This window comes from Arcobacter sp. CECT 8985 (assembly GCF_004116495.1).
Lineage (GTDB): Bacteria > Campylobacterota > Campylobacteria > Campylobacterales > Arcobacteraceae > Malaciobacter.
In genome coordinates, this window is record NZ_PDKC01000001.1 from 96461 (window position 1) to 122048 (window position 25588).

Here is a 25588-nt window from a genome sequence, read left to right on the forward strand (position 1 = left end):
TCTTAATAGATTTTACCTAATTTATATTGAAAGAACAAATTATTTGTCGAAACTAACAAAATAAAAAATAATTTTTTAATGTAAACAATTAAATATACTATGCATTTAAAAAATAATAAAGCAGTATTAAACAAAGTGAAGATACGATATAACTAAACAATGCATATAATAAATTAATCGAAAAAAGTTGCTTTATGGTTACTTCATATCTAGCTTGTAAAGTCAAGTTTAATCCTGATATAGGACTTGTTCCAACTGAAATTCCCCAAGATAATAAAAACATCACACCCATTAATGTTTGATTTATTGGCATAGTATTCATCCAATGACCTAAAATTGATATTGAAATAATTGGATGAATTCCTAAAAAAGAGACTAAAATAATTACTCCTAAAATAATAGATGCTGTAATTCCATCAAAAGTTGAAAAGGGTAAGTTTATATTATTTACTAATAACATATTACTCACAGCAGAACCAAATAATCCAGCAACTAAAAATAATATTAATTCTGAATGCATAGAAGGTAGTTTATTTTTGCTATGACAAACAATCTTTTTTATTGATTTTTTAATATTAAATTTAAAACTCAAAAATACAAATACCAATAATATACAATAAAAAGAAATAAGAACAATCACTTTAATATTTTCAAAAAAATAATGAGTAAGACTAACAAATACCAAAAGTATAAAAGGAAGCCAAATAGTTTGCATAGAGATTGGATATCCAACAAAATTACTCAATGAATATGATTGTTTATACTTTAATTCTAAATAAGTATATAAAAAAGATAAAATTGCTAAGAATAGACCCAAAGAGAGTACATAATGTATATCACTTCCATGTGCATATGTAGTTGCTGCTGCAAAAGCAACAAAAAAAGGTGACCAATAAGCATCTGTTGAAAATGCTCTTGTTAAAACTATTAACTGCTCTTTTGTTAGTTTTGCTTTTTTATATAAATTATCAGCAATAAGTAAAACAACTGATAAATTAATCACTGAACCAAAAAGGTGAAGTCCTAAATATGTTTTAAAAAAAGCTTTTTTACCTACAGGCAGAGTCTCTTGTTCTTTTAGATTTGACAAAGATATTAATCTTAAAAAATGTACAGAAATAAGAAGAGAGATTAAAAATTGATTTGCAGTGATCATTTTAGATAAATCAATACTTGGGTCTAAAAAATAAGCAATTAAATAAAAAATCAATCCCAAACTAGTAAGAAGTGAAATAAATATCTTTTTTGAACGATTTAATTTAAAAAAAAGTATTATTGAAGAAAATAGTGCAAAAAAACCACTTGGTAAAATAGAAGGTAAAATTTCAAACTCAAAAAGTATTGATGAAATTAAACTAAGAAGTAAACTAATTCCACTTAAGCTTATAAGATTTTTTTTCATAAATAAGAGAAGTTCTCTTATTTATTTATATAATTTGCTATTATATCACCCATTTCTGATGTTGTTACAACTTCCTTAGCATCATATGCTGCTAAATCTTTTGTTCGATATCCATCTTTAAGTGCTTTTTTAATAGCTGAATCAATTTTATCTGCTGCAAGACTTTCTCCTAAAGAGTATCTAAGCATCATTGCTGCACTTTCGATTGTTGCAATTGGGTTTGCTATTCCTTGACCTGCAATATCAGGAGCACTTCCGTGAATTGGTTCATAAATTGCAGTTTTATCACCTGTTGAAGCACTAGGTAAAAGTCCAATAGAACCAACTACCATAGAAGCAGTATCTGATAAAATATCTCCAAAAATATTTCCAGTTACAATAACATCGAACTGTTTTGGGTTTCTTACAAGTTGCATTGCTGCATTATCAACGTACATATGTGATAATTCTACTTCTGGATAATCACGTGCTATTTCTTCCATAGTATCTCTCCATAATTGAGAAACTTCAAGAACATTTGCTTTATCTACTGAACATACTCTTTTATCTCTTTTCATTGCTAGTTCAAATGCTTGTTTACCAATTCTTTCAATTTCTGGTTTTGTATATACCATTGTATTAAATGCTTTAAATCCATCATTTTCTCTTGGTTTACCAAAATAAATTCCACCAATAAGCTCTCTTACAACCATAATATCAACACCTTCTATTACTTCTGGTTTAAGTGTTGAAGCATTTACTAATTCATCATAAATAATTGCCGGTCTTAAGTTTGCATAAACTCCCATTGCCTCTCTGAAGTTTAAAAGTCCAGTTTCTGGTCTTTTATCCCTTGGTAAAGTATCCCATTTTTCTCCACCAATAGCACCAAAAAGACAAGCATCTGATTGAAGTACACCTGTAATAGTCTCTTTTGGTAAAGGTTCACCTGTAACATCAAGTGCTGCTCCACCCATTAGGTATTCTTTATACTCTAAAGAAAATCCACAAGAGTATGAAACTGCATCTAAAACTTTAATCGCCTCATCTACAATTTCTGGACCAATTCCATCACCTTTAATAATTGAGATATTATAATTTTTCATTATTTATTTTCCTTTGCAATTTCAGCTTTTGCATAATTAATTAATCCACCAACAGAGATTAATTCTTGCATAAATTCAGGGATTGCTTTAAATTCATAAGTTTTATTATTTGTATTATTTTTGATTTTACCGTTATCAAGATCAATAGAAATTTCCTCTCCTTCTTTAATCTCTAAAGCTTCTGGTAATTCAAAAATTGGTAGTCCCATATTAAAAGCATTTCTATAAAAAATTCTAGCAAATGATGGTGCTACAACAGCAGCAACTCCTGCTGCTTTTAGAGCAATTGGTGCATGTTCTCTACTTGAACCACATCCAAAATTTTCTCCAGCAACAATAATATCACCTTTATTTAATTTCTTTGGAAAATCTGGATCTGCATCTTCCATTACATATTTTGCTAAGTGTTCAGGGTCTGAGCTATTTAAATATCTAGCTGCAATAATTATATCTGTATCAATATTTGCCCCAAAATTCCATACTTTACCAGTAATTATATTCATATTCTGTCCTTATTTAGTACTTCAAATACCATTTTTCTCTACATTTTTATTCAAAGAAGAGGCATTTTATCTAATTTTTCAAAAATTGTAGATTAAATAAATATAATTAATTATTTTTTTAACTAATCTCGGTATAATATATACCTATCTTAATTAAGGAACTTTACTAATATGAGTGCAAAAGATTTAAATAAATCGATAGAACAAATTGTTAAAGAGTACAAGGATTCTATTTTAACTTATGAAAAAATTATTAAAATCTTTCCTAAAGCACCTTCATCAGCAAACATAAAAAAACTTATAGCTTTAGTTCAACTATATAATGTTCAACTTATCAGTTCACAAGAACAAGCTAAAAGAATGAATGCAGAAGAGGCTAAAAGAAAAGAAGAGCATAGAAATAAGCTAAAAGAGAATGAAGAAGATGTTTATGATTTACTAAAGAGTAAAGAGCTTTTAGAGTGGAGTCGTTCAGATTCACCTGTAAGAATGTATTTAAGAGAGATGGGTCAAATTCCTCTTCTAACAAAAGAAGAAGAGATTGAAATATCTAAAAAAATAGAGATGGGTGAAGATGTAATATTAGATGCTATTTGTTATGTTCCATATCTAATTGATTTTATTCTTGAATATAAAGAACCTTTAGTTAATAGAGAAAGAAAAGTTAAAGAACTTTTTAGAAACTTTGACGATGAAGATTCGGATGATTCTGATGATTCGGACAATGATAGTTCATCTGATGATGATATTGAAGAGAGTGAAGAAGAATCAAAAGGTAAAAAACAAAAAAAACTTGACAAAAGAGCAGAAACAATTATTGCTTCATTTAAAGTTTTAGAAAAAGCAAAAAAAGACTGGCTTAAATTCCTAGCAAAAGAGTCTGCAAAATCTGATGAAGAGTTAGATGTAATGCAATATAATTTAGCAGTTGCATTTAAGAAAAAAGTTTTAAAAGAAGCTTTATTAGACTTAGGTCCAACTTCTAAACTTATTTCTGAAATTGTAAAAGCAATGGAAACTGCACTAAAATCTGATACGGGATTTGAACATGAGTTAAAAAGACTTGAGTATAAATTACCACTTTTTAATGACATTTTAAAGAAAAATCACCAAAAGATTTTAGATAATATTATTAACTTATCTAAAGCACAAATAACATCAATGGTTCCAGAAGCTACAATGGTTAGTACATATATGGAAATAAAAAAACTTTTCCAAACTGCTGAAGCTAGTAAAGATGGTTTTGATTTAGAGCCAGAAGAGTTAAAAGATGTTCTTGAACAAATCAAAAGAGGTAAACAAATTACAGATAAAGCCAAAACTAGAATGGCAAAATCTAACCTTAGACTTGTTGTATCAATTGCAAAAAGATATACAAATAGAGGTTTACCTTTCTTAGACTTAATTCAAGAAGGTAACATTGGTCTAATGAAAGCCGTTGATAAGTTTGAGTATAAAAAAGGTTATAAATTCTCTACTTATGCTACATGGTGGATTAGACAAGCAATTTCTAGAGCAATTGCAGATCAAGCTAGAACTATTAGAATACCAATTCATATGATTGAAACTATTAATAGAATCAATAAAATCATTAGAAAAGGTATCCAAGAAAATGGTAAAGAGCCTGATGTTGAAGTAATTGCAAAAGAAGTAGGATTACCTGTTGATAAAGTAAAACAAGTAATAAAAATCACAAAAGAGCCTGTTTCACTTGAAGCACCAATTGGTTCTGATGATGATGGTAAATTTGGAGATTTTGTTCCAGATGAAAAAGCACCAACACCAGTTGATAATATAATGAAAGAAGATTTACAAGGTCAAATAGATCAAATCTTGGCTCAGTTAAATGAAAGAGAACAAGCTGTTGTTAGAATGAGATTTGGTCTTATGGAAGATGCAAGTGATAGAACACTTGAAGAAATAGGAAAAGAGTTAAGTGTTACAAGAGAAAGAGTAAGACAAATCGAATCAAGTGCGATTAAAAAATTGAAACACCCAAAAGTTGGGAAAAACCTTAAAAACTATGTTGAGAGTTAATAATGGGTTTTTTTGAAAACTGGGTAGAAATGGATTTAAACCCTATTCTTTCTTTCTCATCAAGCGGTAAAATTCTTTACTCAAATCAAGAAGCACAATTTTTACTAAGTCGAATACCTTCAAAAGAGGTATTTGATATTGCTTTAAAACATGCTCCTAAGACTTTTGGAGTTGAAACTTCTTACATAGACTTACATATGAAAAATTATATTTTTTATGCAGTAACAGTATCATATGAAGATGAAGAAGCTATTAACATTAAACTTTATAAAAGTACAATGGTAAAAAAAGAGTCTAAATTAAATACAAAAAATAGTGATATGGGAAATATATTTACTTTAGTTGACTTATCTATATCAGCAATGAAATCAAAATCTAATATTAAATTTATAAAAAACTATGATCCTTCAATACCTGATTTTAAATTAAATGCAAAAGAGTTTATGAAAATATTAAATGCAGCGTTAGTATGCTTTGATAACTCTACAATAATAACAGCAACTGTAATGTTAAAAATAGGTGAATATATAAGAATTGAAGGAAAAAAATACTCTTTAATTTCAATAGAATTAACAGGAAATGTTCCTGCTAATTTAAATAAATTTAATTATGATGAGGCAAATTCATATTTTATTCTTACTAAAGATAAGTCAAAATTTTCTATTGACTTACCTCTGATTTTAAAATAGGTTTAGTAAGTAGTACAGCAATTGGTACTACTGCTAATCCAATTAAAAATGCTATTGGAATAAACTTATTATGATTATTTAGTGTAAAAAATCCTAGAACTAAAAATAAATATCCAATTATTCTATAAATTGATAAAAAGCCACCTGCTGAGAATATTGTATTTTTAAAAGAATTCCTTTTTACTTTAGATTTTTCCTCTTTTATAATCTGTTTTATTTTACTAGCAGTTAATTCCTCTTCTTTAGTTTCAATCTGTTCAGAATATAAATCATAAGGATCATCTATATCATCAATAATATCTCTATCTTCACCTTCATCTTTAAGTGATGCATCATAGTTTTTTAACCTATTAGTTACATTCTTTTTATAAGAAAGAAATGAAGCAATAGATATTATCATTGAAGAAAAAAAAGCAACTTGTGAATTTACTATCCAATAAAAATTTTGAAAAACTAATGCATAAACTATTAAGCAAAAGTCAATAATTATAAAAACTTTTGCAAATTGTTTAATCGTCGTCATCATCATCAAACTTTTTATCACCATGCTTTGCTCTGTAGGCATATCTTGGATCATTTTCTAAACCTTCGAACTCTTTTTGTGCTCTTTTATATGCTTTATAAACATTTAAAATAGCTGCACAAATTCCCCAAAATAGACCTAACCAAAGTAACCAATCATATCCAAATAGATGTTTTAACCCATATCCAGCAGCAAAACCAAGTCCTACTGCTGCTACAAGAGATATTCCTAAAGATAAGTTATCTAATGCTCTTAACTTACCTTCATGTTTTGGTTCTTTGTAATCGTTGTTTTTATTTTCCATATTTTTCCTATATTATAAAAGTGCCATTACTTCATTTGCAGCGCTAATACAATTGTCAATATCTTCATCACTTATTGCATCACACATAAATGCTGCCTCGTATTGAGAACAAGCAAAATAGTACCCTCTTTTTAACATTTCATGATGAAATTTTGCAAATCTATCAAAATCGCAAGTTCCAACATCTTTGAAGTTTTTTGGAGCTACATCACAAAAGAAGAAACCAAACATTGAACCAATTGAATTTGGTTGAAATGCTATATTATTTTCATCTGCTGCTTTTTTGAATCCTGCAAGTAATTTTTCTACTTTTGCATTTAATCTTGAATATAAATCTTTATCAGCTTTAATTTTTCTAAGACTTACTAAACCTGCTGCCATTGCAACTGGATTACCACTTAATGTTCCTGCTTGATAAATTGCACCATCAGGACTTAAGTTTGCCATTATTTCTGAATTTGCAGCAAATGCACCAACTGGCATACCAGCACCAATTACTTTACCAAATGTAACAATATCTGCTTTTTGTTTTACTACACCATGTGCACCAGTTAAACTTGCTCTAAATCCACTCATCACCTCATCAAAAATAAGAAGTGTTCCATTTTCATCACAAAGTCTTCTACACTCTTCTAAAAAATTCTCATCAGCAGGAATAAATCCCATATTACCTGCAATTGGTTCAATAATTAAACAAGCAATATCATCATTTGTTTCAAAACATTTTTTTAACTCTTCAATATTGTTATATTCACATAACATAGTATGCTTTGTTAAATCAGCAGGAACCCCAGGTGAGCTTGGGCTTCCAAATGTTGCCATTCCAGAACCTGCTTGAACAAGTAATGAATCTGAATGTCCATGATAACATCCTTCAAATTTCAAAATCCCATTTCTTTGTGTAACTCCCCTTGCTAATCTAATAGCACTCATTACAGCTTCTGTTCCAGAATTTACAAATCTTACTTTATCAATATTGTCATACATCTCAACAATCTCTTTTGCAAGATCTGTTTCTAAAACTGTTGGTGCACCAAAACTTAAACCTTTTTTTACTGTTTTAATTACTGCTTCTTCAATATCTTTATCACAATGTCCAAAAATCAAAGGTCCCCAGCTTTGAACAAAATCTAAATATTTATTCCCATCTACATCAAAAAGATACGCCCCTTCTCCTTTTTCAATAAATGGAGGTGTTCCACCTACACTTTTAAATGCTCTAACAGGTGAATCAACTCCACCAGGAATTACATTTTTTGCATCTTCATATGCTGCTATTGATTTATCAAACATTTAATATCCTATCTTTGTTAAATTTAAAAGCTATTATACTATAATCCCGTTATGAAAACGATTATACTAGCTTTTATTTTATCTATTACTATACATATTCTTTTTTTATATAACTATAAAGTGAAGAAAAAAGATGAGCAATTTTTGCAAGAGCATAAGCTAAAGCCAAATGCAAAGAAAAGTTCTTTGACATTTGTTAGGTTAAAAAAAGCTCAACCAAAAGTACAAAAGAGTGTAAAAAGCATAGAATCAAAAGCAGTAAAAAAACAAATAAATAAATCAGAAAAACAAAAATTTAAAAAAGTAAAAAAACATATTGTTCCTATTAAAAAAAGAACAAAAAGAGCAATACCTATTTCTAAAAAGAAACAAGAAGTTAAAAAAGAAAATAAGAAAAAACAGTTAAAAGAAGTAAAACAAAATATACAAGAACAGCAAAAAAGAAGTGTAAAACAAGATCCTTTAGAAAAATTCTTATTATCAAATCCTGTATTGGATAAAAAATACCTTGATAATGAGACAAAAAGTTATATAAAACTTTATGGTAAAGAATATGATAAATTCACAAAAGTTCAAAAAAAATTTTTACAAAACAATTTAAAAAAAATAGGAAGAATTACACAAAAATATCTTTATAAAAGAGGATATCCTAGAATTGCAGTTAGAACAAAGCAAGAGGGAGTTAATGTATTAGAGTTCTATTTATATCCAAATGGTGATATAAGTGATTTAAAAGTTATAAACTCTTCAACTTATGAGACATTAGATAAAAACTCAAAAGAGACGATTGAAGTTGCTTATAAAGATTATCCAAGACCAAAAGAGAAAACAAAAATTAGAATATATGTTAATTATAAAATTATATATTAAGATATACTTTTAAAACATAATATCCAATTATTGTTTTTCTAATATCGTATATTGGAGTACTTATTAAATAATAAGAATCGATTTTTTTATAAGATGTGCCTTTAAAATCCAAATCATATAAAAAAGATATATTTTCATTTGTCTTATTTAAAAGAATATAATTTTTTAATATTTGTTCTTTAGAAAAATCAACTTTAGAAGCAACATTTTTATATTTTTTATCCATGAGAATATATAAACCAATATTTTGTTTTTTAAAATGTTTAATTATTTTATTAAAATCTGTTATTGCTTCTATTGAACCTATATATCTATTTTTACTATCAAAAACTGGAGTTATTCCACGAATTAACATAGAATATCTTCCTACTTCAATACAAGCAAGTGAGTTTTTATGTTTTTTTACAATAGATAAAGAATACCTAAATGATTTCAATGAATCATTATCTTTTTGTGGATTCCATAATCTAAAAAAACTTTTCAAATTTTTATCATGAACATGAATCATTAAATTATCAAAAATATCTGTATTAATTAATCCATTTTTTGATTTTGTAAGATATTTAAAACATCTACTTTGTTCTTCTGTAGTTAGACAATTTTTTATACTTTCATCTTTTGCTAAAAGAACTGATGCTGTTAAAACAAGATTTTTATTTTTATTAACAGAATTTGTAAGTTCATCCAAATATAAATCTATTATTTGTTCATCTTTTTCCTTTTTTTGGTAGCTCAAATAGTTATTAAAAACCCAAATTAAACTTCCTGCGCTAAAAAGCACAAATACTATTATGCTTATTAAATTTTTATTTTTCATTTTCTATTCTATCCAAAAATCTCATTTTATAAATTTCAAAGTTGTAAGTAAAACTTGAACCTTCATCTTCTTTTGATTTTAATTCAATAATTATATTATTTTTATCACAAATACTTTTTATTATGTTTAAACCTAAACCAAATCCACCTTGAGTATGATCTTCTCTTGAGAATCTACTAAATACTTTTTTTACATCTTTAATTCCAACACCATAATCTTTTATTGTTAAAGCACATAGTTCAAGTGTTGAAATAAGAGTAATATCAATTTTACTATTAGGCTTTGAATATTTTATAGCATTAATTAATGTATTATCAATTATTCTTTGCAGTTCTAAAAGATTCATAAATATATTTATATTATCTTGTATATAAACATTTATTTTAATAAACTTTGAATTTGCTATATCTTCAAAAAACTCTATTCTTTCAGCTAAATATTTAGATAAATTAACTTTATCTTTTGGATAAGAAACTCTTTTATTTTTTATATAATATTCTATTGATTCATAATTTATTTGTATTTGCTTAATAGCAATCTTCATTCTATTAATATATTTACTTGTACCTTCTTTTCTTGAAAGTAAATCTAAATTGATATTTATTATTCCAAGTGGTGTTTTTAATTCATGCATTGTATCATTAAAAAGTATATTTGTATACTTTTGCATTACTTCATAAGGTCTTGAAATATTTTTTATAATACTTTTATTCAAAATATAAATATTTATTAGAATAATGAAAAATAGTATAGTTGCTAAAAGAATTACTTTTGAGTAATCAAGTTTAGCTTCACACACAATGAAAGATATCTTATATATATTATCGCTAATATCTTTTCTATAATATATATAAGGGTAAGATTTAAATATTTTAAAATCAAAATTTTCTAAATCATTTGAAAGATTATAAATTTGAGGTTCATCTTTTTTGTTAAATAAAGCAAATTTAACCTTTACACTTCTTGCAAATCCTATTTCATCTGAATGAATATTTTTTTCTAATTCATTTGCAAAATTTTCAAGGTTCATTTGCTTTACAATAATCTCATTTTCCAAAGCATAACTTAAAGTAAAATACACAGGAATAGTAAATAAAATCATTAATAAAAATGTATAAAAATATGCAACTTTTGTCTCATTAGTTGGAAATGACAATTTTATATCCTAATCCTCTATGTGAGATAATGAAATCTTTATGTGTTTTTAATCTAATTTTTCTGATATACATTCTTATATCTGCATTATTAATCTCTTTTCCTTCCCAAACATTTTCCCTAATATTTTCAATATCACAAAAGATATTTGGATTACTAATTAGAAACTCAACTAACTCTTTTTCTTTTATACTTAAATCTATTTGTTTATTATCTTTTTTCAAAATACCAGCTGAGATATCAAATGAATAACCATTTTCTAATTGGTTTATTTTTTCCATATTTATATTATATACTGTTTGCAAAATTGTATTTATTCTTAACTCTAACTCTTTTAACTCAAAGGGCTTTTTTAAATAATCCTTACAACCTAATTGATAACCTATTGTTATATTATCAATATCAACAAGAGAAGTAGTAATAATAATAGGAGTATTGTTATTTATATCTTTTAAATATTTAATAACTTCATGTCCATTTAATTTTGGTACTTTTATATCTAAAATTGCAAGATAGTATTTATTATCAACAATTGCTTCTAAAGCAGATTGTCCATCATAAAAACTATCTACAATAAAACCACTATCTTCTAAATACTCTTTTATACTTTCATTATAATTATAATCATCTTCTAATAGTAATATTTTCATAATATTAGTATACTATTAGAGAGATTAAAAATCTCTCTAATTTCATAGTACTCCTGTAAAAATTTGGCCTGCGTATACAATATAAAATCTCAATAAAATAACTCCAATTAATACAACTACTGAGTTAAATAAAATGAATTTAACTTTATAATCATGATTTTTTAATGCAGTAAGTGCGATTAAAACAGGTGTTACTAATCCAACAGCAATTACTCCAACCCAAAAAACAAGTGCCCAGTTTCCAATACTTAGTGCTTGAATTGCAGATATTTTTGATGCTCCGCCTGAATAAAACATTCCAACAAATAGTAAAAGTAATAAAGGAATTTCAAGCATAATAACTCTTAAATCAAGCATTAATAGATATTTTATACTCTCTTTATTTATACTACTTTTGAAAAATAACATTCCAACTAAAATATTCCCTGCAATTCCTGCTGAGATTCCAGAAGCTAGAAATAGTATTGGTAATATAGGAGAGTTCCACATAGGAATACTCATATTTGCAGATAATAAGAAACCTGTATATGCTCCTACAATTAGTGCCAAGAAAAACAGAACATACTCTATTTTTTTTGCATATTTTGAAAATGATTTTACAAAACTAACTATTGGATAAAAAATTGACAATAATGAATTTTTTTTGATTACATCTTCAAAAATCAATGCTGTAAAAACCAATGACAAAGGTGTATATAAAAACAGTGCAATTACACCAAGTGTCATAACTGATTCAAAATTATAACTAATTAATAACCAATAAAAAGACAAAGGTTTACCTAAATCTAAAATCAAAAGACCTAATCCAACAATAATTGTAAGAGGTGAAATTAATGCACCTGCTTTAATCATTGCATCCCAAATTGTTGATGTTTCTTTATCATGTCTATTCCATTTTACTAATAAAGCAATAATAATAGAACCTGCACTTGCACCTGCTAAAAATAGATACACTGCAATTGGCCATGGCCAATTAATAACATCATATTGAGCCATACTTCCCCATACATTATTCATAACTTACTCCTTTTTTATTAGGAACAAATGCAAGTTGTGGTTTAGTTCCTAAGTCTGCTTTAGGATATAAAAGATTACACTCTTTTGCTTTTTGATATACAGCTGATTTTGTATCATTTATATCTCCAAACACTAATGCATCAGTTGGACAAACTGTTACACATGCTGGATTTAGTCCTTTTGAAACTCTATTTGAAAAACAAAAAGTACATTTATCTATATTTTTTGTTATAGGATTAACAAATCTTGCTTCATAAGGACATGCAACAACACAGTATTTACAAGAAACACATAAACTGTGATCTATTTGAACTAATCCATCTTTTGTTTGAAAAGATGCTCCTGTAGGACAAACTGTAACACATGGTGCATCTTTACACATTACACATGAGTGTCTATTCATATCTGTTTTTAGATTAGGAAATTTACCTTTTGTTTCAATTCGAACTTGTAATCTAAATACATCATCTGGTACATCATTTTCACTTCTACATGCAACACTACAAGCTTGACAACCTATACATAAATTTTCATCGTGTATCATTCTAAAATTTTTTTTCATAATAAACCCTTTTAAACTCTAGTGATTTTCACACCAATATTTGTAATCATCGTTGAACAAACTGGAGCAGTTTTTAAAGATAAAAGTTTACCTTGACATGTACCTTTACCATTGGCTCTTTTTAACTCTTTTGAATCTCTATCAAATCCCATATATACAAAAAGTGTATCTGGTCTAATAGCTTCTGTTACGAATACTGTGGCTTTCTCTTTTCCAATATCATTTTCTAAGAAAATTTTATCTCCTGTTTTTATATTCTCTTTTTTTGCTGTAATTGGATTTACCCAAACTGGATTATCACTCATTAACATATTTAAAAAAGGAATATTTTGAGTATGCCCATTTGTATGAAGTGCTGTTTTACCAGAAGTAATAATATATGGATAGCCATTTTGAACATCCATATCATGATCTGCTGGAACTCCATAACCTGGAAATGCATCTTCTACATTTTGTGCAAATAATTCTATTTTTCCACTTGGTGTTTTAAATTTAATCATTTTTGTAAATAACCCATCTTTATCTAAGTTTGATGCAGCTGTTGGATATTTTTTTACAAATTCATCTACATATTTTTTTTCTCTATAAAATAATGCAGGAACACCAAAAGAAACATAACCATCTTTTGCAAGTTTTTCTAAAAGTTTAATATTACCTTTTGCTTGGTGTGCTCTAAAGCCATTTATGTTATTCCATTTGTATGCAGAATCAATTTTTAATCTTTTTGCAAGTTCTCTAAAAATCTCATAATTAGTTAATGTTTTATTTATTGGTTCAACTACTTTATTTCTCATCATATAAGCTGGTGCTTTAGATGAAACATCATGAATTCCTTCATCTCTTTCTAAATAAGTAGCTTCTGGAAGTACAACATCTGCCATTTGTGCAGTTTCAGACATATAAACATCATTTACAACAATTAAATCAAGTTGATTCATTGCCTCTTTCATTTTTTGTGGGTTTGCAACAGTTTGAAGAGGATTAGTTCTTGTCATTATCCAAGCTTTTACTTCATATGGTTTTTTTGATAATATAGCTTCTGGAAGATCTGGTAAAACTCCATATTTTCTTGAAACAAAAATATTTTTACCCTCTTGACTTGCATTATCAATTCTTAAATCTTTTATAATTTTTATATGTTTATCTGGATTACCAATAGTTGGAACAATATTTTTATTTGCAATTTTATTTACAGTTTTTGCTTTTTTACCAAAAAATAATCCACCCTCTTTTTCAAGGTTTCCCATTAGTGCATTTGCTACTAAGATAGCTCTTGTTCTTTGAAACTCACTTTGACCAGTTGTTGTTTTGTGACCCCAATCAATGATACATTTTGGTGCTGCTTGATAGATCTCATTTGCAACTTTTTCAGCAACTTGTGCTTTAATTCCAGTAATTTTCTCTTGCCATTGAGGAGTTGTTGTTTTTGTACTTTTAATTAACTCATCAATTCCAACTGTATAGTTTTTTACAAACTCTTTATCATATTTACCATCTCTTAACCAAACATGAATTAATGATAATATAAATGCTAAATCTGTTCCTGGTTTTACACTGTGCCACTCATCTGCTTTTGAAGCAACAATTGAAAATCTTGGATCTAATACTACTAATTTACAATCATCTTTATTAACTGCTTTTGCAAACTTTTTAGTTTTACTAACAGCAATTCCTTCAAATAAATTATGTCCAAAATTTAATATATATTTTGCATTTGAAAAATCTCTTTTTAATCCAGACCCATAAGTATGGTGGAATGCAACTTTATATGTAATTGGACATGTTGAGACATGGGAAAATAAATTAGGACTCCCAAATAGACTAGAAAAAGTTGCTAAATGATGAAATTGCTCACCTGTTTTTGCTGAAAATATAACAGATTTTGCACCATGATCTTTTTTTATTTTATTCAATTTTTTAGTAATAAAATTAAAAGCTTCATCATAAGAAACTACCATCCATTTATCTTCACCTCTTTTTCCTACTCTAATAAGAGGTTTTACTAATCTTTGTTTATCATACAGCTGTGAATGACCAGATCCACCCCTTGCACAAATTGACGTGTTCATACCTTTTGAATTACTATTCCCTTGAATAAAAGTAACTTTACCTTTTTCAACTTTCGCTTCAATCTGACATCTACTACTACACATTTCACAGTAAGTATATACACTCTTATTAGAGCCATCAAATACAGGAGAATCTAGAGAACCTAGTTTACCCGCCATACAAGATGTACCTGCTGCAAAAACTGCAGTAGAAGCAGTAGTTTTAAGAAAATCTCTTCTTGTATAAGTACTACTCATTTTGAATCCTTTATTTATTTGTTAAAAGAATCTTAATCTTTAAAAGTAAATTTTATGTAAATTTTAAATTGATTTTAAATATTTTTTTAATTTACTTTAAATTTACTCAATACTTTTATAATTTCATAAAAGGAGTTAGAAATGATTAACAATATTAAAGATGTACTAATAAATAATCTTATAAATAGTACGGTAAATAAAGCTTTTGATTCTTCTGTAAAAATAATAAAAACATCAAAAGAGGATAATAAATTTAATCATTTAAATAAAGATGCTTCTTATTTATTATATATTCATATTCCATTTTGTGATAATTTATGTCCTTTTTGTACATTTCATAAATATAAATATGACCATAAAAAATCTATTAAATACTTTAAAAATTTAAGAAAAGAGATTAGAGTATTAAAATCATATAACACAAAAATTGATTCTATATATATTGGAGGAGGAAGTCCTTTAATAAATGAAGTTGAGATAATTAAAACAATAAAACTTTTAAAAGAGTTATTTGATGTTGATGATATATCTTGTGAAACGGATCCTAATCATATTGAATTAGAAACTGTAAAAAAATTAAAAGGTTTAGTAAAAAGATTATCAATTGGTGTACAAAGCTTTGATAATGAGATATTAAAAAAACTAAGTAGATATGATAGATTTGGAAATGATAAAGAATTAATAAGAAAAATCAAAAATATAACAAGAATTCTTCCTATTACAAATGTTGATTTGATATTTAATCTTCCAAATCAAACTGAAGCTTCATTGAGAAAAGATTTAGAAATTGCTAAAAATTTAGAAGTAGAACAAATCACAACATACCCTCTTATGAGTTCTACATTAAATAGTAAATTCATAAATAGATTTCAAGCAAATCAAAATAAAGAAAAATTTTATTACTTGATTTGTGATATTCTAAAAGATTATCATATGAATAATATGTGGTCATTTTCTAAAGAGTGTGTAGAGATATTAAATGATGAATATGTATCAAATCACAATGAATACATTGGACTTGGAAGTGGTGGTTTTAGCTATTTAGAAGGTAATTTATTTGTAAATAGTTATGATTTAGACAATTATGAAAAATTACTAAATAAAAGAAAAGATACAATAATTGCAAAAAGTACTTTTAATAAAAAAGAGGTAATTCAATATTACTTTTTATGTACTTTATTTTCTGGTTCTTTTAATATAAAAAAATATTATGAAACCTTTAATATAGATTTAGAAAAATATTTAAAAAAAGAGCTATTTTTAATTAAAAAACTTGATTTTGTTTATGAAAAAGAAGATGTATTATACCTTACAAAAAAAGGACAATATGTACTTACTGTAATCATGGCTAATTTCTATTCCAAAATGGATAAAGTTAGAGCTATATTTAAAAGTGGACAAATAGTTTAAAATAGTACTCTTAAGTTTTGGCTAGTAAAACTTAAGAGAATTATAGTTTTCTTTCAAAATCATACATATCTTTAAATCTAAAAGCTAAAAGATTTTCTAAAATTGCAAATAAAACTACAAAATTAATAAAGGAGCTTCCTCCATATGAAAACATAGGAAGAGGTAATCCTACAACAGGTGCAAACCCTATAACCATAAGTATATTTACACTCATATTAAAAAAGACTAATAGCCCAAGTCCTGAAGCAAAAGTTCTAATGACATAATCATCTTTATAATAATAATTCATAAGTAATAAGTGAAAAACAATAAAGCAATAAATTAAAATAAGTCCCATTGCTCCTAAAAATCCATATCTTTCTACAAAAAATGCAAAAATAAAATCACTAGTAGCAATTGGTAAAAATTTAAGTTGAGTCTGTGTAGCTTCATCACTATCTTTTCCAGTTAATCCACCTGAACCAATTGCAATAATTGATTGTTGTACGTGATAACTTGGCTTTTCTGATATGAAATCTTTTATTCTTTTCTTTTGATAATCTTTTATTAAATATGTATAACTTAAAGGTGAACTAACTGCAATTATAAAAAATATCATTGCCCAAATTTTCCAATTTACACCAATTACAAATAAAATGCCATATCCTACTAAAAGTAAAACTAATGCAGTTCCTAAATCAGGTTCAATAGCTATAAGAAAAAAAGGTAAAAGGATATAAATAGAAAAATAAATAAATTCTTTTAATCCATAACCTCCCCTTGGTGGAGGATTATTATGAATTAAATATCCCAGCATTAAAATAAATACTGGTTTAATTATTTCAGAAGGTTGTATTGTAGAACTAACAAATGGTAAGCTCAGCCACCTCTTAGCCCCAAGCCGTGATTCACCCCAAAATTCAACAGCTGCTAATAAAAATACACCTAGCCAATAACATAAAGGTATTAATCTTATATATTTTCTAATTGGAAGAAAAAACACTCCTAGAAAAAATGGTATAGATAATGAAAAATATATAAGTTGTTTATTGGCTAATGCATCATTATTTTCACTTATCAAATGGTATGATAATAGTATTAATGGTAAAATTAAAATTATAATTAAATAATCAAAATGAGATACAATTCTTTTGTCAAATAAACGCATTATGAAAGAGTAGCAAAATATGGATAAAAATTTTATTGTTTTTGAAACAAATAGACTAGATAAATTTCTTTCGTTGCATATTGATGCATCAAGAAACCAAATTGAACAACTAATAAAAAAAGGATTTGTTAAAGTAGATAATAAGCAAACTACGAAAACAGGGCTTAAATTAAAACAAAATCAAAAGATAGATGTAAGTTTTCCAGAAGTTGAATTAAATAAAAGAAAAGATGAAGATTTTATAAAAGAGTCTTTAAAAGATAAAGAAGTAAAAGTAATATATGAAGATGAACATATTCTTGTTGTTAACAAACCTTATAATTTGACTGTGCATGATGCACCAAGTGTAAAAGATGCAACATTGGTTGATTGGTTAAAACTAAAAAATATTTCATTATCAACAATAAGTGGTGAAGAAAGACATGGCATTGTACATAGACTAGATAAAGGTACAAGTGGAGTAATGGTAGTAGCTAAGACAAATGAAGCACATATTAACTTATCAAAGCAGTTAGAAGATAAAACTATGGGTCGATATTATCTTGCCATTATTGATCTTCCATTAAAAGAAAATATAATAATTGAAAAACCAATTGCAAGAAATCCAAATAATAGATTAAAAATGGCAATAGTTGAAAATGGTAAATTTGCAAAATCAGCATTTAATAAAATTGCCCTTAGTAAAAATGAAAAATATGAGCTTATTGCTGCAAAACTTTTTACAGGAAGAACCCATCAAATAAGAGTTCATATAAGTTCGATAAATAGGCATATAATAGGTGATAATTTATATGGTTTTAAGGGCGAATTAAATAAAATAAATAGATTTTATCTGCATGCTTATAGTTTATATTTAAATCACCCTATCACAAACAAACAAATGAACTTTAAAGCAGATATACCAAACGATATGAACAATTTTTTTACACAATATTTTAATACGGAGAATTTTGATGAACAACTTGATGAAAATAACATCATCTCTAGCTTTAGCACTTTTAATTAGTGGTTGTAGTTATAAAGGTGACATGATGTCAGCAGATAAGCCAAAGATAGATGATTCACTTGAAGTGGTTGATTCTAACTCAATTAGATCAATAAGTGATATTAATGCAATTGCTTTTGAATGGCAAAAAGTTGATGATAGCAGAGTTACGGGGTATAACTTTTATAGAGCAAATTTACAAAAAGATGGAACTAAATTAAAATTAATTGATACAATTGAAAACAAATATTCAACACATTATGTTGATAAAAATGTAAAACCAAATACAAAATATGTTTATAAAATTTCAAGTGCAACAAATAGTGATGTTGAATCAAAAACTACAAAAGATTATGTTGTTTCAACTTTAGATATACCAGAAGGTGTTAGCTTTATCCAAGCTATATCAAACCTTCCAAGACAAATAAAGATTATTTGGAGACCACATACAAATGAAAGAATCTCTTATTATAAAATTTATAGAAGTTCACCGCAAACAAGTGAATGGGATGAAATAGCTGAAGTTGATGGAAGATTACAAGCAGAGTATATTGATACTGATTTAAAAGATAATGTAGTTTATAACTATAAAGTTGTAGCTTATACTTTTGATGATATTCCTACAAAACCAAGTGAAATCGTAAAAGCACAAACAAAACCATTACCAGCTGGAATTTATACTTTAAAAGCATCAAATGACCAGCCAAGAAAAATTATTTTAAATTGGCAACCTTCTGAATCATCAGATGTAATTAAATATAATATTTATAGAAGTAGTGATGCTACAAGTGGATTTTCTTTATTAAAAATTGTTAGTGCTAAAACACTAACTTATGATGATTTTATAAATGAAGATGGAAAAATCTACTTTTACAAAGTATCATCAGTAGATAAAGACAATTTAGAAAGTAATCTTAATGTAAATGCAGCAATGGGTTCAACTTTACAAAAAGTTGCAAAACCAATCATGACATTGGCACAAATTCAAGGTGAAAAAGCTATTTTAAATTGGCAAAGTGCAGATAGAAGAACTGTAAGTTATAATGTTTATAAAACAGTTAAAAATGGTTTTTTTGATAAAAAAACAGTTAAAATAACTGGAATTAAAGCCTTAAGATATGAAGATAAAGATATCGTAAGAGGAGTAAAATATAGTTACGCAATTCAAGCAGTTGATGAAAATGGAATAGCTTCAGAAAAAACAAAAGAGACAGAATTAATATTACCAAAATTAAGAGAGTTAAAATAAATATATGCCACATATAGTATTTAATAGTGATAAAAAAGTTGAAATACCATTTAAAAAAAATGGTGTTTTATTTAATTTTTGTGCAAAATCATATAATTTTACACAAGATAGTAGAAGAGTAGAATATAAAATTGGTGTAAATTATGACAACAAAGATTTTTTACTTACATTAAGAGATAAAGATGACAACAAGATGCTAAAAGCTGATAAAGTAACAAGAGTAACTCCTGTTAGTTTAGTAAAAGATGCTTTAAATGCATATGTTGAATCTATTGATGCAAATATAGTATTTTCAAATACAAATAGTTTTAATAATAAAATTGAACCTCAAAAAGAGTATTTAAAAGATATTGAATATTTTGTAAATGATTTTAAAACAGACAAAGAGATACAAATAGAGATTGGTTTTGGAAGTGGGAGACACTTACTTTACCAAGCAAAAAATAATCCAGATGTTCAATTTATAGGATTAGAAATTCATACTCCATCTATTGAGCAACTATTAAAACAACTAAAGATTCAAAATATTACAAATGTTTTAGTGGTTAATTATGATGCAAGACTTTTTATGGAATTTATTGATTCAAATAAAGTAGGCAAAATATTTGTACATTTTCCAGTTCCTTGGGATAAAAAACCACATAGAAGAATTTATTCAAATGAGTTTATTGATGAAGCTTTAAGAGTTTTGAAAATTGAAGGAACTTTAGAACTAAGAACTGATAGTAGAAAATATTTTGATTATTGTACTTCACTTCTTACTAATTTAAATAGTGGAAGAATAATTATTGATATAAATAAAGATTTAGAAGTTTCAAGTAAATATGAGGATAGATGGAAAAAACAAGGTAAAAGCATATATGATGTAGTTTTACAATGTCAAAGAGAAGATAAAAAGATTGATTTAAAACATAATTTTTCTTTTGGTAAAATTGACTTAGAAAACTTTAAAAAGAATATTACAAATAAACCAATGGTAGATGAAAGCTTTTTTATTCATATTGAAGATCTATTTTTAATCGAAGAAGATAATTCTGCATTAATTCAAGTAACAATAGGAAGTTTTAATAGACCACTTAGTAAATATATCTTTGTGAAAGATAATATTGCGCACTATTATCAAGGCAATCCACTTCCAACAAGTGCTAATATTAAAGCTCATGAAAGGTTAAAAGAGATTTTAAAATAATGATAAAAGCAAAAAATATCTACTTAGCGTATGACGAAAATAAATTTATTATAAAAAAAGGTAGTTTTACTATTAATAGTAAAGAATTTATTTTTATTGGTGGTACAAGTGGTAGTGGAAAATCAACGCTTTTAAAATCTTTTTATGGTGATATTGCTTTAAAACATGGAAGTTTAGATATAGATGGGCAAGAGATGTTTAATATCTCTTCTAAAAAATTAAGAAAATTAAGAAGAGATATTGGAATTATTTTTCAAGATTATAAATTGATTCAAGAATGGACAATTGAAGAAAATATTATGATTCCTTTAAGAATAAATGGCTACTCATCAGAGATTTCAAGAGATCAAGCAAATAAACTTTTAGCACATGTAAAATTAGGACATAGGGCTGGATACTATCCAAATGAATTAAGTGGTGGAGAACAACAAAGAGTTGCAGTAGCAAGAGCACTTGCACACAACCCAAAACTTATAATTGCAGATGAACCAACAGGTAATTTAGATGATTATTCTGCTGAAGTGGTATGGAACTTACTTAAAGGGGCAAATGAACAACTTGGAATAACTGTGGTTGTTGTAACACATAGAGTCCCTAAAAATTTTGGAATTAGATTTAGACAATTATCAATAGAAGATGGGATAATATATGAAGTTTCTTAAAAATATTTTAGCCTTTGTAATACCTTTATGTGCAATGCTGATTACATTTACACTATATTTATTTACTCAAAATACTGTAGATAAATATAAAAAGAAAATTGCAAATGATTACTCAATTGTTATTGTGACAAATACTCCTTTAATTAAAGAAAAATTAAATGAGATTGCTAGAATGAAAGTTAAAAAAATTACAACATTAAAAAAAGAAAAAATAATAGATGATATAAAATCAAATCTTTCAAATACATCAATTGAATTATTAAGACAAAAGTTACCCTATTTTTATAAAGTTCATTTGGAAAATTTCCCAACAACAACTCAATTAAATAATATAAAAGATGAGCTTTATAAAAATAAAAATATTAGAAATGTAGAAATCTTTTCAAAAAATCATAATCAAATTTACTTATTATTACTTTTAATAAATGAAATAAGTTTTATTCTATTTATTGTTATTTTGATTTTTTCAGTACTTATTTTAGCAAAACAAATTCAAATTTGGTTTTATGAACATCAAGAAAAAATAGCAATTTTACAACTTCATGGTGCTTCAATTTTATATAGTTCTTCTACTATTATAAAATATGCAATATTGAGTTCATTTTTAGCATTTTTTATTGTTTCTGGAGTATTTTCTTTTCTAGTTACAAACCTTACAATGGTTTTCCCTGTGGAGTTAAATGATATAGTTGACGTGGAGATGTCTTTAAGTAAAGAGTTATTAAAATTGTTCTTTTTATCTTTTGGTATTTCGATTCTAACAATCTTTGGTGTATTAATTAAGTATAAATTGAAAAATGATTAAACTAATACTTATAATTTCATTACTAACTTTTAACTATTTAAATGCTTCTAGTAAAACTATTGCAAAGAAAATAGAAGCAAAAAAATCTATTTTAGATAAAAGTAAATCTAAAAAGATGAGAACAAATCTAAAAATCAAAATACTTGCAAGGCAAATCAAACTTCAAAATACAGAATTAAAAAATTTAGAAACTCAAATTGTAAAAGTTAATACAGACATAAATAAGCATCAAGATTTATTAGAAGATTCAAGAAAAAACTTAAATGATTTAAAAGAAAAATCAAAATCATTAATGAAGAAAAAAAAGACAAATGAAGAACAAATAGTAGATACAATTATTGAAAATTTTTCTTCTTCAATTGGTATAAAATTAGCAGATGAAAGTTCACCAAAAGAGTTAATTGATACAGAGATTTATAGACTTCTTTCTGAACACTCTAAAGACCAAATTTTAAAATTAAATAATAATTATGAACAAGTAACATTAAATAAACAAGAAAATGAAAAAGAGATTAATAAAATTAGTCATTACATCCAAGAAAGAGTAAAAAAGAAAGAAGAGTTACATAAGCTAATTAAACACCACTCTAAATCACTAAAATCACTTGAAGTAAAACATAGAATTTATCAAAAAGAGTTAAAAAGTGTAATTGAAAAACAACAAGAGCTAGCTTCCTTACTGGAAAAATTAAATATCTTAAAATCTCAAGAGATTAAAAAAGAAAGACTAGCAAGATTAAAAAGAAAAAAAAGATTACTTGCTTTAAAGAAAAAAAGAGAAGAAAAAAGACAAAGAGAAAAAGGTAAAAATACCCAACAAACACAAGCAGAGGTTGAAAAAAGATTTGCTCAAGATATTGACTTAGATGTTAGAATGCTTGGTTCTTCTACAAGAGGTGTAAAAATATCAAGATATAGAGGTAAAAAGACTATTTCTCCACTTAAAAGCTTTAAAGTTGTTAAGAAATTTGGTAAATATTATGATCCTGTTTATAAAATCAAACTATTTAATGAATCAATTATTTTAAAAACAAAAATTCCAAAAGCAAAAGTATACTCAATATTTAATGGAAAAATTGTTTATGCAAAGAAAAATGCAGGTATGTTAGACAATGTTGTGATTGTTCAACATAGCAATGGTTTACATACTATTTATTCTCATTTAGATGAGATTGCACCTACATTAAAAGTTGGTAAGTGGATTAAAAAAGGTTATGTAATTGGAAGAGTAAATGATACTTTAAATTTCCAAGCAACAAAAAACTCTTATCACATCAACCCAAAAGATTTATTTAGACTCTAAGAGTCTATATCCACAGAAAAAGTCTTATTTATTTTGATTAATAACTCTTCATGCTCTTTTTTTAACTTATTGTACGATTTGATAATTTTCTTACCATATTCAGTTATTATATAAGTACCTTGATTTTCTTGTTCAATTGCTAAAGGTTCATTTGCAATTTTATTTATCGCTTTGATATTTTTTAATGCAATATCATACTCAATATCTGCATCTTGTGCAGCAATTTTTAGATTTGAATTTATTATAAGTTTTTCTAGAAGTTTTATTCTTCCTGGTCCCATAAAGTTGCCTTTATCTTTTTGAACCCAAATTTGTCCGCCAATATTATATTTATTTTCCATAGGGTAAATCTATCTTAAATATGTTAAAAGTATGATAAATTTAAATTAAGTGTTAGTAGAAAAAGAGCAGGAAAACTGCTCTTTTTATTTTTAATGTAGGTCTGCGTTTAATTTAACTTCTCTTGTACTTCTCATAGCAATAGTTTGCCCTGTTTGAGAATTAACTCTAAAATGAACACCATTAACACCTAAGAAATCCATACCTTTCATTACAGGTTTAATTTCTTTATTTGGATTGATTTGTTTTAATTGCTCAACAGCTTTTTCAGAAAGAGTAACTTTTGTTCCTGGTAAAATTGTAACTCCTGCATCTAAAATACAACTATCACCAATTGCTGTACCTGTACAAGAATTTGCACCAAGAAGTGTATTTTCACCAATTGAAACTGGTACACCATCAGTTCCAGAAAGAACACCAAGAATTGAAGCTCCTCCTCCAACATCAGATCCAGCTCCAACTATTGCACTTGAAGAAATTCTACCTTCAACCATAACAGAACCTTCAGTTCCTGCATTAAAGTTAATATAAGCTGCACCTGGCATTACTGTTGTTCCACCAGCAAGTTGTGCACCAAATCTAACTTTTGAAGTTTCTAAGATTCTTGTATTATCTGCTGGAATCACATGAGATAAAAATCTTGGAAATTTATCAACCATATCAATAGTAGGATATTTTCCTGAAATTTTTAATGTAATTTCATTTTCTCTTAACCAATCTAATTCAATTGGTCGATTACCAACCCATGCACAATTTTGTAACTTACCAAATGCACCATTTAAATTAAGGCTTCTTAGTTTTGCTTTTCCTTGAGATAATGCATATAATTTTAAATAAACTGTTTCTGCACTTTGAGGGTCAGCATCTTCAAAAATAAATACAATTTTAAAATTATCAGCAGTTAGACCACTATCAATAGGTAAAGAAGCAAGTGTAGATAATACTTGTACATTTTTATGATTTTGCCCTTTTGCTTCAGGAATATAAGGTCTAAAAGATTCTATACATTTTTCTAAAAATTTATCATTTAAATCACAAACTAATTCTGATTTAGAAGTATCTACTTCAACACCACTTTGTTTTAAAGCATTTAAAAAAATAGCTGCACTTCCATAATTTTCTTCCCAATTTACTACAGGATAAGTTGCTTGTAATATTTTATCACTATTTAATTGACCTCTATCAACTCTTGCAATACCAAATCCAATTGGGTTTTTATACCAATCTTGTGATTGAATATCTGTTACTAATTGTTTAAACTCTTCTTTAGTGTAAGCCATTTATTC

Annotated in this window: 25 protein-coding genes; 10 read left to right on the top strand and 15 right to left on the bottom strand. The window is 26.6% G+C overall.

The features are described 5' to 3' along the window. Window positions 1–97: 97 nt before the first annotated feature. The 3 genes from CRU93_RS00500 to CRU93_RS00510 are packed head-to-tail and all read right to left on the bottom strand — an operon-like array spanning window position 98 to window position 2990. On the bottom strand, window positions 98–1402 hold the full coding sequence (locus CRU93_RS00500; RefSeq protein WP_129102222.1) for a tellurium resistance protein TerC: 1305 nt from the start codon (window positions 1400–1402) through the stop codon (window positions 98–100). 17 nt (window positions 1403–1419) lie between these two features. Then, complete coding sequence (gene leuB, locus CRU93_RS00505; protein ID WP_129102223.1) at window positions 1420–2487, bottom strand: 3-isopropylmalate dehydrogenase; 1068 nt, start codon at window positions 2485–2487, stop codon at window positions 1420–1422. Beyond that, window positions 2487–2990, bottom strand: a complete 504-nt coding sequence (locus CRU93_RS00510) for a 3-isopropylmalate dehydratase small subunit (protein WP_129102224.1) — start codon at window positions 2988–2990, stop codon at window positions 2487–2489. Before CRU93_RS00510 ends, leuB begins: the two co-directional genes overlap by 1 nt. Window positions 2991–3161: 171 nt before the next feature. Here CRU93_RS00510 and rpoD point away from each other — a divergent pair, with 171 nt between their 5' ends. Together rpoD and CRU93_RS00520 are read left to right on the top strand one after the other, a co-directional pair. Then, window positions 3162–5027 (top strand): RNA polymerase sigma factor RpoD, encoded by a 1866-nt coding sequence (gene rpoD, locus CRU93_RS00515; RefSeq protein WP_129102225.1) that lies wholly within the window; start codon window positions 3162–3164, stop codon window positions 5025–5027. 2 nt (window positions 5028–5029) lie between these two features. Continuing rightward, window positions 5030–5716, top strand: coding sequence for a hypothetical protein (locus CRU93_RS00520; protein WP_129102226.1), 687 nt, complete (start codon window positions 5030–5032; stop codon window positions 5714–5716). On the opposite strand, the gene CRU93_RS00525 is transcribed toward CRU93_RS00520, so the two are convergent. The 3 genes from CRU93_RS00525 to hemL are packed head-to-tail and all read right to left on the bottom strand — an operon-like array spanning window position 5688 to window position 7836. Further along, window positions 5688–6293 (bottom strand): hypothetical protein, encoded by a 606-nt coding sequence (locus CRU93_RS00525; RefSeq protein ID WP_258238777.1) that lies wholly within the window; start codon window positions 6291–6293, stop codon window positions 5688–5690. The genes CRU93_RS00520 and CRU93_RS00525 overlap by 29 nt on opposite strands. After that, a complete protein-coding gene (locus tag CRU93_RS00530; protein ID WP_129102228.1) occupies window positions 6226–6543 on the bottom strand; it encodes an AtpZ/AtpI family protein in 318 nt (105 codons plus the stop codon). Before CRU93_RS00530 ends, CRU93_RS00525 begins: the two co-directional genes overlap by 68 nt. Before the next feature lie 12 nt (window positions 6544–6555). Beyond that, on the bottom strand, window positions 6556–7836 hold the full coding sequence (gene hemL / locus CRU93_RS00535; protein ID WP_129102229.1) for a glutamate-1-semialdehyde 2,1-aminomutase: 1281 nt from the start codon (window positions 7834–7836) through the stop codon (window positions 6556–6558). Between the two features lie 51 nt (window positions 7837–7887). On the opposite strand from hemL, the gene CRU93_RS00540 reads away from it, so the two are divergent. Then, window positions 7888–8706 (top strand): energy transducer TonB, encoded by an 819-nt coding sequence (locus CRU93_RS00540; protein WP_129102230.1) that lies wholly within the window; start codon window positions 7888–7890, stop codon window positions 8704–8706. On the opposite strand, the gene CRU93_RS00545 is transcribed toward CRU93_RS00540, so the two are convergent. Genes CRU93_RS00545 through phsA form a run of 6 tightly spaced genes read right to left on the bottom strand, consistent with a single transcriptional unit; the run spans window position 8696 to window position 15213 of the window. After that, entirely contained in the window at window positions 8696–9523 is an 828-nt protein-coding gene (locus tag CRU93_RS00545) for a cache domain-containing protein (RefSeq protein ID WP_129102231.1), read from the bottom strand. The two genes, CRU93_RS00540 and CRU93_RS00545, sit on opposite strands and share 11 nt — an antisense overlap. Further along, a complete protein-coding gene (locus tag CRU93_RS00550; protein ID WP_129102232.1) occupies window positions 9513–10679 on the bottom strand; it encodes a sensor histidine kinase KdpD in 1167 nt (388 codons plus the stop codon). Before CRU93_RS00550 ends, CRU93_RS00545 begins: the two co-directional genes overlap by 11 nt. Then, window positions 10663–11328, bottom strand: a complete 666-nt coding sequence (locus CRU93_RS00555) for a response regulator transcription factor (RefSeq protein WP_129102233.1) — start codon at window positions 11326–11328, stop codon at window positions 10663–10665. Before CRU93_RS00555 ends, CRU93_RS00550 begins: the two co-directional genes overlap by 17 nt. Window positions 11329–11370: 42 nt before the next feature. After that, on the bottom strand, window positions 11371–12345 hold the full coding sequence (gene nrfD, locus CRU93_RS00560) for an NrfD/PsrC family molybdoenzyme membrane anchor subunit (RefSeq protein WP_129102234.1): 975 nt from the start codon (window positions 12343–12345) through the stop codon (window positions 11371–11373). Next, entirely contained in the window at window positions 12338–12907 is a 570-nt protein-coding gene (locus CRU93_RS00565; RefSeq protein WP_129102235.1) for a 4Fe-4S dicluster domain-containing protein, read from the bottom strand. The genes nrfD and CRU93_RS00565 overlap by 8 nt, the downstream gene beginning before the upstream one ends. An 11-nt stretch (window positions 12908–12918) precedes the next feature. Beyond that, the gene (gene phsA, locus CRU93_RS00570) at window positions 12919–15213 is read right to left on the bottom strand and encodes a thiosulfate reductase PhsA (RefSeq protein ID WP_129102236.1); all 2295 of its coding nucleotides are present in this window, start codon (window positions 15211–15213) and stop codon (window positions 12919–12921) included. A 141-nt stretch (window positions 15214–15354) separates the two neighbouring features. Between phsA and CRU93_RS00575 the strand changes: the two genes are divergently transcribed. Then, window positions 15355–16623, top strand: coding sequence for a coproporphyrinogen III oxidase family protein (locus CRU93_RS00575; RefSeq protein WP_129102237.1), 1269 nt, complete (start codon window positions 15355–15357; stop codon window positions 16621–16623). A 40-nt stretch (window positions 16624–16663) separates the two neighbouring features. Here CRU93_RS00575 and CRU93_RS00580 read toward each other — a convergent pair whose 3' ends face one another. Continuing rightward, window positions 16664–17770 (bottom strand): FtsW/RodA/SpoVE family cell cycle protein, encoded by a 1107-nt coding sequence (locus tag CRU93_RS00580; protein ID WP_129102238.1) that lies wholly within the window; start codon window positions 17768–17770, stop codon window positions 16664–16666. 19 nt (window positions 17771–17789) lie between these two features. On the opposite strand from CRU93_RS00580, the gene CRU93_RS00585 reads away from it, so the two are divergent. From CRU93_RS00585 to CRU93_RS00610, 6 genes are read left to right on the top strand one after another with little or no spacing between them, the layout of a single operon-like run. Beyond that, window positions 17790–18776 (top strand): RluA family pseudouridine synthase, encoded by a 987-nt coding sequence (locus CRU93_RS00585; protein ID WP_129102239.1) that lies wholly within the window; start codon window positions 17790–17792, stop codon window positions 18774–18776. Next, window positions 18724–20004, top strand: coding sequence for a fibronectin type III domain-containing protein (locus CRU93_RS00590; protein ID WP_129102240.1), 1281 nt, complete (start codon window positions 18724–18726; stop codon window positions 20002–20004). Before CRU93_RS00585 ends, CRU93_RS00590 begins: the two co-directional genes overlap by 53 nt. A 4-nt stretch (window positions 20005–20008) precedes the next feature. Continuing rightward, window positions 20009–21193: a tRNA (guanosine(46)-N7)-methyltransferase TrmB gene (gene trmB / locus CRU93_RS00595; protein ID WP_129102241.1), complete on the top strand. Its 1185-nt coding sequence runs from the start codon at window positions 20009–20011 to the stop codon at window positions 21191–21193. Further along, the gene (locus CRU93_RS00600) at window positions 21193–21855 is read left to right on the top strand and encodes a cell division ATP-binding protein FtsE (RefSeq protein ID WP_129102242.1); all 663 of its coding nucleotides are present in this window, start codon (window positions 21193–21195) and stop codon (window positions 21853–21855) included. The genes trmB and CRU93_RS00600 overlap by 1 nt, the downstream gene beginning before the upstream one ends. After that, window positions 21842–22660 carry a cell division protein FtsX gene (locus CRU93_RS00605; protein WP_129102243.1) on the top strand — a complete coding sequence of 273 codons (819 nt, stop codon included), beginning with the start codon at window positions 21842–21844 and terminating at the stop codon, window positions 22658–22660. Before CRU93_RS00600 ends, CRU93_RS00605 begins: the two co-directional genes overlap by 14 nt. Beyond that, window positions 22653–23963 carry a murein hydrolase activator EnvC gene (locus CRU93_RS00610; RefSeq protein WP_129102244.1) on the top strand — a complete coding sequence of 437 codons (1311 nt, stop codon included), beginning with the start codon at window positions 22653–22655 and terminating at the stop codon, window positions 23961–23963. Before CRU93_RS00605 ends, CRU93_RS00610 begins: the two co-directional genes overlap by 8 nt. Here the strand turns inward: CRU93_RS00610 and CRU93_RS00615 are convergent. Both CRU93_RS00615 and CRU93_RS00620 read right to left on the bottom strand, forming a co-directional pair. Continuing rightward, window positions 23960–24304 (bottom strand): winged helix-turn-helix domain-containing protein, encoded by a 345-nt coding sequence (locus CRU93_RS00615; protein ID WP_129102245.1) that lies wholly within the window; start codon window positions 24302–24304, stop codon window positions 23960–23962. The two genes, CRU93_RS00610 and CRU93_RS00615, sit on opposite strands and share 4 nt — an antisense overlap. A gap of 90 nt (window positions 24305–24394) precedes the next feature. Further along, window positions 24395–25582 (bottom strand): tetrahydrodipicolinate N-succinyltransferase N-terminal domain-containing protein, encoded by a 1188-nt coding sequence (locus CRU93_RS00620; protein WP_129102246.1) that lies wholly within the window; start codon window positions 25580–25582, stop codon window positions 24395–24397. Window positions 25583–25588 lie beyond the last annotated feature (6 nt).